The 12,327-nt window shown below is 56.1% G+C and carries 12 protein-coding genes and 2 tRNA genes; 7 read left to right on the forward strand and 7 right to left on the reverse strand.

Annotated elements, in window-relative coordinates:
* Positions 1-254 precede the first annotated feature (254 nt).
* Positions 255-413, reverse strand: coding sequence for a hypothetical protein (locus Q0V70_RS02075; RefSeq protein WP_297587834.1), 159 nt, complete (start codon positions 411-413; stop codon positions 255-257).
* A gap of 98 nt (positions 414-511) precedes the next feature.
* Positions 512-582 (reverse strand) — tRNA-Gly (locus tag Q0V70_RS02080).
* 73 nt (positions 583-655) lie between these two features.
* Between Q0V70_RS02080 and Q0V70_RS02085 the strand changes: the two genes are divergently transcribed.
* A tRNA-Pro gene (locus tag Q0V70_RS02085) sits at positions 656-729 on the forward strand.
* Positions 730-1,098: 369 nt separating this feature from the next.
* Here Q0V70_RS02085 and Q0V70_RS02090 read toward each other — a convergent pair.
* The 4 genes from Q0V70_RS02090 to Q0V70_RS02105 all read right to left on the reverse strand — a co-directional run bounded on the left by Q0V70_RS02090 (position 1,099) and on the right by Q0V70_RS02105 (position 5,564).
* Positions 1,099-2,121 (reverse strand): diacylglycerol kinase family protein, encoded by a 1,023-nt coding sequence (locus Q0V70_RS02090; RefSeq protein WP_297587836.1) that lies wholly within the window; start codon positions 2,119-2,121, stop codon positions 1,099-1,101.
* Positions 2,122-2,144: 23 nt separating this feature from the next.
* Entirely contained in the window at positions 2,145-3,008 is an 864-nt protein-coding gene (gene purU, locus Q0V70_RS02095; RefSeq protein WP_297587839.1) for a formyltetrahydrofolate deformylase, read from the reverse strand.
* 147 nt (positions 3,009-3,155) lie between these two features.
* On the reverse strand, positions 3,156-4,268 hold the full coding sequence (tsaD, locus tag Q0V70_RS02100; RefSeq protein WP_297587842.1) for a tRNA (adenosine(37)-N6)-threonylcarbamoyltransferase complex transferase subunit TsaD: 1,113 nt from the start codon (positions 4,266-4,268) through the stop codon (positions 3,156-3,158).
* 30 nt (positions 4,269-4,298) lie between these two features.
* The gene (locus Q0V70_RS02105) at positions 4,299-5,564 is read right to left on the reverse strand and encodes a class I SAM-dependent methyltransferase (protein WP_297587845.1); all 1,266 of its coding nucleotides are present in this window, start codon (positions 5,562-5,564) and stop codon (positions 4,299-4,301) included.
* A gap of 201 nt (positions 5,565-5,765) precedes the next feature.
* Between Q0V70_RS02105 and groES the strand changes: the two genes are divergently transcribed.
* Together groES and ddaH are read left to right on the forward strand one after the other, a co-directional pair.
* Positions 5,766-6,059 (forward strand): co-chaperone GroES, encoded by a 294-nt coding sequence (groES, locus tag Q0V70_RS02110; protein WP_036324231.1) that lies wholly within the window; start codon positions 5,766-5,768, stop codon positions 6,057-6,059.
* A 212-nt stretch (positions 6,060-6,271) separates the two neighbouring features.
* On the forward strand, positions 6,272-7,054 hold the full coding sequence (ddaH, locus tag Q0V70_RS02115) for a dimethylargininase (RefSeq protein ID WP_295026814.1): 783 nt from the start codon (positions 6,272-6,274) through the stop codon (positions 7,052-7,054).
* 180 nt (positions 7,055-7,234) lie between these two features.
* Here the strand turns inward: ddaH and Q0V70_RS02120 are convergent, their stop codons facing one another.
* Positions 7,235-7,525 (reverse strand): WhiB family transcriptional regulator, encoded by a 291-nt coding sequence (locus Q0V70_RS02120; RefSeq protein ID WP_279107354.1) that lies wholly within the window; start codon positions 7,523-7,525, stop codon positions 7,235-7,237.
* 261 nt (positions 7,526-7,786) lie between these two features.
* Here Q0V70_RS02120 and guaB point away from each other — a divergent pair, with 261 nt between their 5' ends.
* From guaB to tgt, 4 genes are read left to right on the forward strand one after another with little or no spacing between them, the layout of a single operon-like run.
* Positions 7,787-9,322, forward strand: a complete 1,536-nt coding sequence (gene guaB / locus Q0V70_RS02125) for an IMP dehydrogenase (RefSeq protein ID WP_297587847.1) — start codon at positions 7,787-7,789, stop codon at positions 9,320-9,322.
* Between the two features lie 43 nt (positions 9,323-9,365).
* The gene (locus Q0V70_RS02130; RefSeq protein ID WP_297587850.1) at positions 9,366-10,088 is read left to right on the forward strand and encodes an exonuclease domain-containing protein; all 723 of its coding nucleotides are present in this window, start codon (positions 9,366-9,368) and stop codon (positions 10,086-10,088) included.
* A 45-nt stretch (positions 10,089-10,133) separates the two neighbouring features.
* Positions 10,134-10,874: a queuosine precursor transporter gene (locus Q0V70_RS02135; protein WP_297587852.1), complete on the forward strand. Its 741-nt coding sequence runs from the start codon at positions 10,134-10,136 to the stop codon at positions 10,872-10,874.
* Between the two features lie 56 nt (positions 10,875-10,930).
* Positions 10,931-12,244 carry a tRNA guanosine(34) transglycosylase Tgt gene (gene tgt, locus Q0V70_RS02140; RefSeq protein ID WP_297587855.1) on the forward strand — a complete coding sequence of 438 codons (1,314 nt, stop codon included), beginning with the start codon at positions 10,931-10,933 and terminating at the stop codon, positions 12,242-12,244.
* Positions 12,245-12,327: the final 83 nt, after the last annotated feature.

Raw genomic sequence — 12,327 nt, forward strand, 5'->3', positions numbered from 1 at the left:
CCCGTATAAGAAGCGGAACAAAACCTGGGACACTTCAAAACAGACACACAATTTGACCGACCCCAAAGTTCAGCCAAACCAACTATCAACCCGACTTTAAAGCTCTACCACAACGAAAAACCCGGATAAAAAACACACAATTTGTCCTTTACCCCTCATTCTCGCTTCGCTCGATGCCGTCGCGCAATTTGTTCGATTCCCGTTGGGGGGCATATTTGCGGAGCGGGCGACGGAGTTTTTTTAGGGTATTCCGGCTAAAACGGCACATCGGTGCCGTTTTTTAACGCCTTCACCGTTTTACTCAGCGGCTCATGCGACTGCGTCGCTGCCGTTTTTCTGTTTGGTGTTTCGGTGGCGCAATGCCCACTGGGCATTGCTTTTATGCCGCCTTCACCGTTTTCGCGACGGCTCATTCTCGCTACGCTCTATGCCGTCGCGCAACCCAGTTCGATTCCCGACGTAGTCCGCTAAATGTTGAAGATGCCGAGCAAAAGCTCGGCATCTTCAACAGAGCGGGCGACGGGAATCGAACCCGCGTAATCAGCTTGGAAGGCTGGGGCTCTACCATTGAGCTACGCCCGCGTGTAAATGAGTCTACCGGGTCTGATGGGTTTCCTCCAACTCGAACTTTCCGGTACTATGAACTGTACCTTTCCGGGGTGTAGCGCAGCTTGGTAGCGCGCCTGCTTTGGGAGCAGGATGTCGCAGGTTCAAATCCTGTCACCCCGACGAGCGAGCGCCACATGAAAGTTTACTTTCATGTGGCGCGAGCGAGGAGGGGTATGCAAGGCGAGCGGAGCGAGTCCTTGCTAATCCCCCGACGAGTTGGTGTTGAGTGGTGGGGGGGCAAGGCGAGCGGAGCGAGTCCTTGCTAATCCCCCGACGAGTTGGTGTTGAGTGGTGGGGGGGCAAGGCGAGCGGAGCGAGTCCTTGCTAATCCCCCGACGAATTGGTGTTGAGTGGTGGGGGCAAGGCGAGCGGAGCGAGTCCTTGCTAATCCCCCGACGAAATCGTTTTGAGTGGCGTGTAAGTTTCCTTTCATGTGGCGCGAGCGAGGAGGGGTATGCACGGTGAGCTCAGCGAGTCCGTAACTAAGCCCTAATTCCCCTCTGGCCGCGGCAAAATAAACCATCCGGCTCTAGGCACGCATTCCAAGTTGACCGTCCCGTATCCCAAGCGTTCCCCATCGGCAATAGGAACCAACCCTTCCATCTCTAAGCTGACTTGGCGAGCCTCGTGAAAAGTCACCCCGGGAGCGCCGGCAAATTTCCCCCTCTTGGCAGCCAACAAGGGGCGAAGCACCTTCCGGCGGGGCATTGAGCTCAACGTCGCTATTGAGAAAACCCCGTCGTAGCTGGAGGCTTGCGGAGCCACTACCACGCCGCCGCCGTAGCATTTTCCATTGGCTACGGCGCATAAAGTCAGGTGGTCCTCGCCCCAAACTACCCCGTCGAGACTGAGACGAACCGGGCGGGGACGGAACTTCGCCAGAATAATTAACAAGGACAAGATGTAGCGCAGGGACCCGTGCGGCCAGCGCATTTCCTGGGTTTTATCCGCCACCATTTGGTCAAAGCCTACGCAGGTTATGGTGGACCACCAGCGCTGGCGTTCTTCGCCGTGCAAATCGGTAAAAGTCGCGAGTCCCAGGTCGGTTTGACTAACGAAACCATCCGCGATGATGCCCGCGGATTTACGCGGATTCAGCGGAATCCCATAGTGGCGGGCGTGGTCGTTGCCAGAACCTGCCGGAATAATCCCCAAAGGCTTGTCCGAACCAACCTGCTCCTGCAGGACCAGCGAAAGAATCCCGTCTCCACCGGAAACGACGATGGCGTCCACCGTGGAATCAGCCACAGCCCGGCGGGCTGATTCCCGGGCTTGTGCCGCTGTATCACTTGGAAAATCAACAATCTCCAGACCGCGTTGCTCCAGTACTTTCCGGGCAATGCGAGCAGTTTTGCGGGCGTGGCCTTTGGCGGAGGCCGGGTTCAAAATGAAGGCAATACGGCGGATGTTACGAGTTTCTTGCCGATAGTGCCCCTCCGAGGGCGCGGTTTCGGGACCGTCCAGAGGCCGGTCTTCCGCGTTCGCGCTGTCTGGAGGCCGGTGTTCTGACATGGCTTACTCGCAATTCGGCGTCTTTACCGGAAAATCACGGTGCGGTTGCCGTTCATCAACACGCGATGCTCGGCGTGCCACTTCACAGCTTGAGCCAAGACTCGACGTTCCACGTCCTGACCTTGTTTACGCATATCGATGGCGGTAAACGTGTGATCCACTCGGGAAACGTCCTGTTCAATGATGGGACCTTCATCCAAATCCGCCGTGACATAGTGCGCGGTCGCCCCAATGAGTTTCACGCCCCGGTCGTGGGCCTGGTCGTAAGGCTTTGCACCCTTGAACGACGGCAGGAACGAGTGGTGAATGTTGATGATGCGCCCGCTCATCTCCCGGCACAGTTTGTCGGAAAGAATCTGCATATAGCGCGCCAGCACCACCAGCTCGACCTTTTCCGCGGCGACCAAGTCCAGCAGTTGGCGTTCCGCTTCGGGTTTATTGTCTTTCGTAACCGGCACCAAAATAAACGGCACTTGATAGAACGTTGCGATGGGAGCCAAATCGGGGTGGTTGCCCACGACCGCTTTCGCATCGATTGGAATCGAATGATCACGCACGCGATAGAGCAGGTCGGACAGGCAATGTCCCTCTTTGGAAACCATAATGACGGTGCGTAGCGCCCGCCCAATCTGGTCCAAGTCCCAAGCCATCTGAAAATCGGCAGCTAAAGCCTCCACCCGGGCGTTAATATCGTGAACGCTGGGAACATCCATCTCCACTCGCATAAAGAACAGTCCCGTGTCGGTGTCTGCGAACTGGGCCGATTGGATGATATTGCCCCCCGCGCCGGCTACCATGCCGGATACGGCGTGAACAATTCCGGGTCGGTCGGGGCAGGAGAGGGTGAGCACCAGTTTTATGGTTTCGCTCGACTTCGTTTCCGTCATGGTTCTTAGCATACCTTTTCCGCACGGTTTCGTTTAGGACTGAGCCGACAAGAGGTGTGCTTCAGCGGGCCTTTCACAAGGGTCTGCGGTGAGGCTGGTTTTTCGATTGGTTGTTAAGTTGCCTCTGCCTAAGTGATACCGGTGGCCTTAGACGATAACGGTAGTGAGGTCCAGGGCGGAGACTGGCGAAAAATCTGCCCGGCTGGGGGAATTCGTATCTGCAATTGCCGCTGTGATGGCGGCAATCTGCGCGCCGTTGTCGGTACAGAACTTCAGCGGGGGAATCCGCAGGGTGACGCCAGCACGCGCGCATTCCTCCGTCAGCCATTCGCGCAGTCGGGAATTCGCGGAATATCCACCGCCCACCACCAGGGTTTTTGCATCGAAATCGGTTAGCGCCCGCATAGTCTTGCTGACCAGGGAATCGTTTACGGATTCCGAAAAACCGCGGCAAATATCCGCTACCGGCAACCACGGTTTGCCCTCGCGAGCGGGGGCGAAATCCTCGGTAAAGTCCGGGCGGCTACGAACTTCCGGGGCAGCTTCAATCTGACCCACATAGCGAGCCACCGCAGTTTTCAGCCCGGAGAAAGAAAAATCATAAGGGTGAGTTTTCGCGTATTTTGCTCCGGCCAGACCGCGCGGAAAGTCAATCGCTCCCAGGCTGCCTTCGCGGGCCTGGCGATCCACGTGCGGACCTCCCGGATAGGGCAGTCCCAGCACTCGCCCGACCTTGTCAAAGGCTTCCCCCGAAGCATCGTCAAGGGTGCCGCCCAGTTCCTTGATTCCACCTTCAGCTGCAAAATCAGTGATGAGCAATAGGTTTGTGTGTCCACCGCTGACGACCAGTCCCACCGCCGGTAGTTCCAGTTCGCCGTTGACCAGCTGGTCTACCGCTAGGTGACCGATGACGTGATTGACCCCATAAAGTGGCTTACCAGTAGCGATGGCCAGGGCTTTTGCTCCGGCGATTCCCACTGCCAGCGAACCAATCAACCCCGGACCAGCGGACACGCCAATCTGGTCAATGTCCGCGAGCTTCACGCCCGCCTCGTCTAATGCCTCACTGACCACGGGCAGGAACGACTCCAGATGCGCCCGCGAAGCAATCTCGGGAATGATCCCGCCATAGCGGGCATATTCATCCATCGAGGTCGCGACCACATTAGCCATCAGCTGGGTTTTGCCCGCTACAATGGCGGCTCCAGTTTCATCGCAGGTAGATTCGATTCCTAAAGTCAGTTTTGCACCGTTAAACACGCCTACATTTTAGTTGGTTTTTCCTGGCGTCTAAATTTCCGTGCAGCGCCGACACAGAATAGCCCGGTGCCGGCTCCCCAAGCGCGTGGCGATTAGCGTCAAATCCTCGCCATTCTTCTCGGTTGTGGTTAGCAGTTTTCGGCGCAGCTGGGCGGGGGACACGTCGGCTCCGCGTTTCTTAATTTCCAAAGACCTAAGTGGTCGCGTTTTTAGCGCTGTGCGAATCTTCTTTTCGTCCAAAGGTAGGACTTCCAGAACCTTGAACCAGCCACCTAGTTTCATTTCAGCTACTTCTGGTGCAGAAGTCCTGGTCAGATAGGCGATTTGTCTCGATACCGTTTTCGTGTATGATTTATCTGCAACTTGAGCCAGTAGTCCCGCCCGGATGATTGCGTCATCAGGTTCAAAAATCCATTCCCCCAGTTCGTCTTCGGTCGCGATAGTCTCGCTCAACTTGGCAGGCGCGTTGCACGGGGCAGCGGTTTCATCGTGCAGCACAGTCACAGTCTTGCCGTGTTTATCCATCAACAGAGCCGAGCGTCCCTGTTGGCGAATCAAGTCGCCCAGCCAGATTCCTGCCTCCACAAGCTCGCCTCCCACAGATATCCACTGGGTTTCGCTCTGCGCGGGCAGGGCTTGATAGTTGATTCCGGGCGCAATCTTAACGCCAAGGTTTCCGTGCGGAATCTCGTCTTGCCAAGCGAGAATGCGGGAAAGTGGGGGTTTCCAGGACTCCGGCTGCAGTCGCCTACCTGAGGCATCGCGCCGGGCAGGATCTGCAAACGCGCCGTCCACCCCTTCGGTACGCAACTGCTCCCAATCCAGCTCCAAAATATCTGCCTGCGTGACTTGGGCTTCGGGATAGGCGCGAAGGTTCATCAGAGCCGCCGCCGCGGTGGCTTCATCGAGTTCAAACGCTGTTACCAGCAGCCCCAAACCGGCCAATGCCAAGGACTCAGTCCCTAACCCGCAACCCAAATCAGCGACCTTGTGACAACCGGCGTCCCGAAAACGTCCGGCGTGTACGGCAGCCACCGGTAAACGCGTGGCCTGCTCCAAACCGTCTCGGGTGAACAGCATGCCTTGCGCAAAATCCCCGAATTTGACCCGCGCTGCCTCGCGCAGCTCCAGCTGGGTCAAAATGGCTGCCACCAGTTCCGGCGCGACACCGCGTTTCCGTAAACCGGCGCTCAATTGGTCTGCGAGCGCCGGCGTATAGGGTCCCAGGGTTCCCAAGGATTCCAGCAATTGGAATCCGTCTTTGCTTAACACGGGCACCAGCGAATTTACAGCCATAGTTCAATCCTAAGGGTGATCAGAGCTAAAGCGGGAACCTCACGGGACGGCGCCAAAATAGTGCGACACGAAAGCGACTTAGCACTCGGGTTGCGAGAGTGCTAAATGCGGCATAAAATACAAATCGACTGGCAGGGTGCCACCCGCGACGGCGCTCGGTTGGTGAAATATCATCAGGAACTTAGAGAAAGGGCAATCGCAGTGTCGGTTTGCATTAAACCTTTGGAAGATCGGGTTGTTATCAAGCAGCTGGAAGCGGAAACGGTTACCGCTTCGGGGCTGGTCATCCCGGATATGGCAAAAGAAAAGCCGCAGGAAGGCACCGTCGTGGCGGTAGGCCCCGGTCGCGTTGACGACAAGGGCGTGCGTGTGCCGATGGATGTCAAGGAAGGCGACAAGGTCATTTACGCCAAGTACGGCGGCACCGAAGTCAAGTACCAGGGTGAGGAATACGTTATTCTCTCCGCTCGCGACTTGCTCGCTGTAGTTGAGTAATCGATACACGCTCTTTGAAAAGGCCGGACGTATGTCCGGTCTTTTCTGTTAAGTTATAGATTCACCCGTCCCGGTCCTCCCCAGCGCAGCGACGCCGAAACCGTAGGAATATGAGGGGCACCGGGAGTACCTGTAACGCTTGCTAAACAGCCCAGTTATCTCAGCGCGAAAATCCCTTGACGGGTTTCCGGACCACTACTACGCTGGAAGGTATGACTAGGAAATTAGCATTAGTTCGTCGCCCCAGCCCCAAAATGGCTGATGGCATTGTGACACACATTGAAAAGTCTGCCGTCTCTTATGATCTGGGTTTGCGCCAGTGGGAAGGCTACGTCAAGGCACTCAATGATAACGGGTGGGAAACCGTCGAGGTCGAGCCCGCTCCGGATTGCCCTGATTCGGTATTCATTGAGGATCCTGTTTTCGTCTATGGGGATCTCGCTATCATCACTCGCTCTGGAGCTCCGGAGCGTCGCGCTGAGGTTGCGGGAGTTGAAAAGGCTGTCCGGGACGCTGGGTACCGCGTGGCTTACATCAAAGAACCCGGCACCGTAGACGGGGGAGATATCCTGAAGTTTGACGGTAAAGTCTGGGTCGGGCAAACTCCCGGTGGCCGCACCAACGAAGAAGGGGTGCGCCAGCTTGCCGAGTACTTGAAGGAATTCGATGCGGAAGTCATCCCCGTGGAAATGACCAAAGTGCTCCACCTCAAGAGCGGCGTCACCGCCTTGTACGACGGCACCGTAGTCGGCTACAAACCGCTGGTGGACGACCCGACCGTGTGGGACAAGTTCATGGAAGTTCCCGAAGAACCCGGTTCGCACGTCGTTCTGCTCGAGGATAACAAGATTCTGATGTCCGCTGCCGCGCCCAAGTCCAAGGAACTCTTTGAGAGCATGGGCTACGAGGTGGTCGCGGTAGACATCGGCGAGTACGAAAAGCTCGAAGGTTGTGTGACCTGCCTGTCCGTGCGTCTGCGCGGTGACGTGGGCTAACGGGAAAACTGAACTTTTCGCCACAATCCGGCGCGTCCGAAATATAACGTTTCGGCGGGGCGGGCCAGGCGATTAGGTTTACGGTTATATAGACATTTTGGGGGCTGAGCCAGTGGCTCAGCCCCCAAAATATATGCAATTTCTAGCGGCGGATTCGCCCCCGCCCGGGCTCTACAGGTTTTAAGCGGATTTAGCCTCCCGTTCCTTCCAGTAAGCGGCGCGTTCCTCCTCAGTCATGCCACCCCAGATGCCGTAAGGTTCATGGGCATTCAGAGCGTAACTGCGGCACTGTTCCAATACCGGACAAGTCGCGCAAATCGCTTTGGCCTGCGCGGCACGCCGCCGCCGGGTTCCCCCGCGTTCACCGTCTGGATGGAAGAAAGCCGCCGTCCCCAAATCCTTACAGGCAGCTTCATCCTGCCATTCCCAAGATTCAATAGTCGGAGCGGGGAGATACGTTACATTACTCATTTTCTTCCTTTCCCTCGCGGTGTTTTCTTACTCTTCAAGACTAGGGGGTGTGTCGGCAATCCAGCGTCCTACCACAGGACGATTTAGACTCGCCAGACCGTCCTTCAGTAGTAGTGAACCAACTCCAGAACCCAATCCGAGCGGATCACTGGCAAACCCAACTTGAACTGCGATTCCCACCCTGTCAGCACCGTTAGCGTGAGAGCGTTAGAATAAACATCAACATCGGAAGATTTATTCCCAGGTATTTAAGGAAGGCATATGAGCGAAATCACGAATCCCTTGCAAGACCTTGAAAATGGTGTTGAACCGCGGTTTTTGACCGGTTTGACCTACGATGACGTGCTGTTATTGCCAGAGGTTACAGATGTGATTCCCGCCGAAGTGGACACGTCCACTCGCTTTTCCAAAGAAATCAAGCTGCATATCCCCCTGATTTCCGCCGCTATGGACACCGTGACTGAATCTCGGATGGCGATTGCTATGGCGCGTCAGGGCGGCATCGGGATCTTGCACCGTAACCTTTCCATCGAGAGCCAAGCCCAACAGGTGCGTCAAGTGAAACGCTCCGAGTCGGGCATGGTGACTGATCCTGTAACCATCGGACCCAACGCCACCATTGAACAGCTCGACGAACTGTGCGCCAAGTATCGGGTATCGGGCTTGCCCGTTGTGACTGACGACTACGAATTGCTGGGTATCATTACCAATCGTGACCTGCGTTTCGTGCCCACCACCCAGTGGGGCACCAAGACAGTACAGGAATGCATGACGCCGATGCCGCTGATTACCGGACGTACCGGCATTTCTCGCGAAGAAGCGATGAAGCTGCTGGCGGAAAATCGTATAGAGAAACTGCCTTTGATTGATGAAAACGGTAAGCTAACCGGCCTCATTACGGTCAAAGACTTTGTGAAAACCGAGCAGTTCCCGCACGCTACCAAAGATTCCCAAGGTCGTTTGGTGGTGGGCGCTGCAATCGGCTACTGGGGAGACGCGTGGGAACGCGCTCAGGCCCTGGCCGAGGCAGGCGTCGATGCCCTGATTGTGGATACCGCAAACGGCGGGGCCAAGCTAGCTCTAGAGATGATTACGCGAATCAAGAACGATTCGGGGTTCTCAGGGGTGCAAGTTGTGGGCGGTAACGTCGCCACCAGGGAGGGCGCACAAGCCTTGATTGATGCGGGCGTTGACGGTGTCAAGGTCGGTGTTGGTCCGGGGTCTATTTGTACCACTCGCGTGGTGGCTGGGGTGGGGGTGCCTCAGATTACCGCCATTATGATGGCTGCAGAAGCGTGTGCCCGCGCGGATGTGCCGCTCATTGCCGACGGTGGTTTGCAGTATTCCGGCGATATTGCCAAAGCCTTGGTTGCCGGCGCTCAGACGGTGATGCTGGGTTCCCTGTTGGCTGGCTGCGAGGAATCCCCAGGTGAACTCGTGTTCATGAATGGTAAACAGTGGAAGCACTACCGCGGGATGGGTTCGCTCGGAGCCATGAGTTCGCGCGGGCGCAAGTCCTACTCAAAGGATCGTTATTTCCAAGCCGATGTCTCGAGTGACGACAAGATTGTTCCCGAAGGCATCGAAGGCCAGGTTCCCTACCAAGGTACCCTCGGCTCAGTGGTGTATCAGCTGGTGGGAGGGCTGCACCAGTCGATGTTCTATACCGGGGCGCACACCATTGAGGAGCTGCGCCACCGGGGTCGTTTTGTGCGTATCACCCAGGCAGGCTTGCGGGAATCTCATCCTCATGATGTTGAAGTCACCGTGGAAGCCCCGAACTATCAACGTCACTGAGGTCACAGATTTTCGCCTCTGGGGTGCGTGAGAGACTTTGGCTATGCATGAAATGAACCACATGAATACCCCCTGGCTTCATCAGGAAGTCTTGGGATTCGACACGGAAACGACCGGTGTCTTTACGTCTCGCGACCGTATCGCCACAGTGTCGCTGATACGCAGGATAAACGGCGAGGATTCGCCGCTTTACTGGGTTATCAATCCTGGCGTTCCCATGCCTCCCGCTGCCGGTCGGGTTAATGGTCTGACTGATGAATACTTGCAGGCTAACGGGGTTGAGCCGCGAGTTGGACTCGAGGAAGTTGCGGGTATTATCGCGGAAACTATGCGGCGTGGAGTGCCCGTAGTGGGCTTCAACGTCACCTTTGATTTCGCGATTCTGGAAGCGGAACTGAAACGTCACGGCTTGCAAACCTTGCGCCAGCGCCTGGATGGACAGTTAGAGCCGATAGTTGATCCCTTGGTGTTGGATCGAATCCTGGATCGTTATCGGAAGGGGAAACGTAACTTGGCCTCCGTCTGCACCGCTTACGATTTGCCTTTGCGTGACGATTTTCACAACGCACAAGCCGATGTTGCCGCGACTTTGGATTTGCTTGGTGCTATGTCTGAGCGGTTCCCGGAGTTATTGGAAATGGGTCCGGGGGAGATAATGCAGTTCCAGGCGGAGGGTCACAGCCAATGGGCTCAGAGTTTCAACGAGTTTATGTCGGCGCGGAAACCAGATTTCCGCCCGGTGTCACTGCGCTGGCCACAGTTTTAACGTTGCCGGTTGCTACGTCAGATTAATAGTAAGGGAGAATGAACAGTGAAATCGGTCGAAAGCTCTGTGCCATCGACCTCTCGTCCAGTGGTCAACTTCGTGGCTATGGGCAAGGGACGTTTTTTTGATATTTTCATGACCTTGTTTGTCGCACTGCTGCTAATTTCTAATATTTCCGCGACCAAGCTCATTGGTGGACCCCTGGGGCTGATTTTTGATGGGGGAGCAGTCATGTTCCCCTTCACCTACATCTTGGGAGATATCCTCTCGGAAGTCTATGGATTTCGCGGGGCTCGCCGTGCGGTGCTGACTGGATTCGGGATTTCTATCTTGGCTTCTGGACTGTTTTTCCTGGTCGCTAAAGCACCGCCCGCCAGTGGGGACTTCATTACTCCCGCTTTTTCTCAAGTTTTTGGGTTCGTCCCGCGTATCGTGGCAGCTTCCCTGGTGGGGTATGTACTGGGGCAGTTGCTAAATGCTCTGGTCCTGGTGCGGATCAAGGGCCACACGGGGGAGCGTTTTCTCTGGGTCCGTATGATTGCTTCTACCTTGGTCGGTGAATTGGTAGATACCGTGGCATTTTGCACCATCGCTTTTGCCGGTTTGATTTCAGGTCCGGAATTCCTCAACTACGTATTGACTGGCTACGTGTACAAGTGCGCGTTGGAGATTGTCATGTCGCCAATCAGTATTCAGGTCATAGGATTGGTGAAGCGGGGCGAGAAAAATTATGTACCGATCGATACAGAAACTCTCGCGCAGCGTCCCCTGGTGACAAATAGTTGACCAATCGGTACAGAAACTGTTTCGACTAAATGTTCCTAACCTGGGGTGATGTTTGAATGGGTGAATGCTTTGAGGTTGTGGCTCGTCTGGGTCATTTGGGGCGAGCCGGGGTTATCCACACTCCCCACGGCGATATTCCCACCCCAGCTTTTGTACCTGTTGGTACAAAAGCGACTGTGAAAGCGCTGATTCCAGAGATGATTCGCGAGCTTGGTGCGTCGGCAGTACTGGCAAACGCCTACCATCTGTATTTGCAGCCGGGACCGGAATTGGTCGATAAAGCCGGGGGGCTGGCAGCTTTTATGCATTGGGATGGTCCCACATTCACTGATTCGGGGGGATTCCAAGTCCTCAGCCTGGGGGCGGGATACAAGAAAGTCCTCAGTCAAGAATTTGCCGCTTCGTCTCGAGAGCGTACGGCTTCGCGCGAACACGGCAACCATGAGCGCTCCGGGGATAAACGCAAACTTTTGGAGCAGGCGGAAGAATCCGCCGAGCTAGCCCCTCCCGATAAACGTCAAGCTCACCCCGGTTTAGCGCGGGTTGATGACGACGGCGTTAATTTTCGCTCACACCTGGATGGAACCAAACACCGGTTTACCCCGGAAATCTCGATGCAAATTCAGCACCACCTGGGCGCCGATATTATTTTCGCTTTTGATGAGCTCACCTCCCTGCTGCATTCCTACGACTACCAGGTAGTTTCCCTGGAACGGACCCGAAAATGGGCGGAGCGCTGTCTGGCGGAACACGAGCGGCTCACCATAGAGCGCGCCGACAAGCCTTACCAGATGCTGTTCGGAGTTATCCAAGGAGCACAATGGGAGGATTTGCGCCGCCGCGCCGCACGCGACCTTGGGGGAATGGAAATCTCGGGGCGCCGCTTTGACGGATTTGGCATTGGAGGGGCCTTGGAAAAGGAAAACCTCGGCGTGATTTGTTCCTGGGTGTGTCAGGAGCTGCCCGAGGACCGCCCGCGTCACCTGCTGGGAATCTCCGAACCGGAAGATTTCTTTGCAGGCATTGAAAACGGAGCTGACACTTTTGACTGCGTCTCTCCCTCTCGTGTGGCCCGCACCGGAGCTGCATATTTACCCACCGGCAGGACGAATGTGGCACGGGCAGCTTTCCGAGAGGACTTTGGCCCTCTCCAGGAGGGCTGCGGCTGCTATACCTGCACAAACTACTCTCGTGCCTACCTCCACCACCTGCTAAAGGCCAAGGAAATGCTGGCTTCGACACTGCTGACCATCCACAACGAGTACTACACCGTTCACCTGGTCCACAGCATCCGTCAGGCTATCATCGCTGGTGAGGATGCGTATCGGGACTTTAAACACCGGACGTTAAGCCAGCTGGGGCGGGAGTAATTGTTGCGGCAGGGGAACGCCAGGAACAGGTCTCTGGCGCTGCCAGCCGCCCCCACTCGAGGTGCATTTTGGTAGGCTGAATC

It is taken from the genome of uncultured Mobiluncus sp. (genome assembly GCF_947087965.1).
Taxonomy (GTDB): Bacteria; Actinomycetota; Actinomycetes; order Actinomycetales; family Actinomycetaceae; genus Mobiluncus.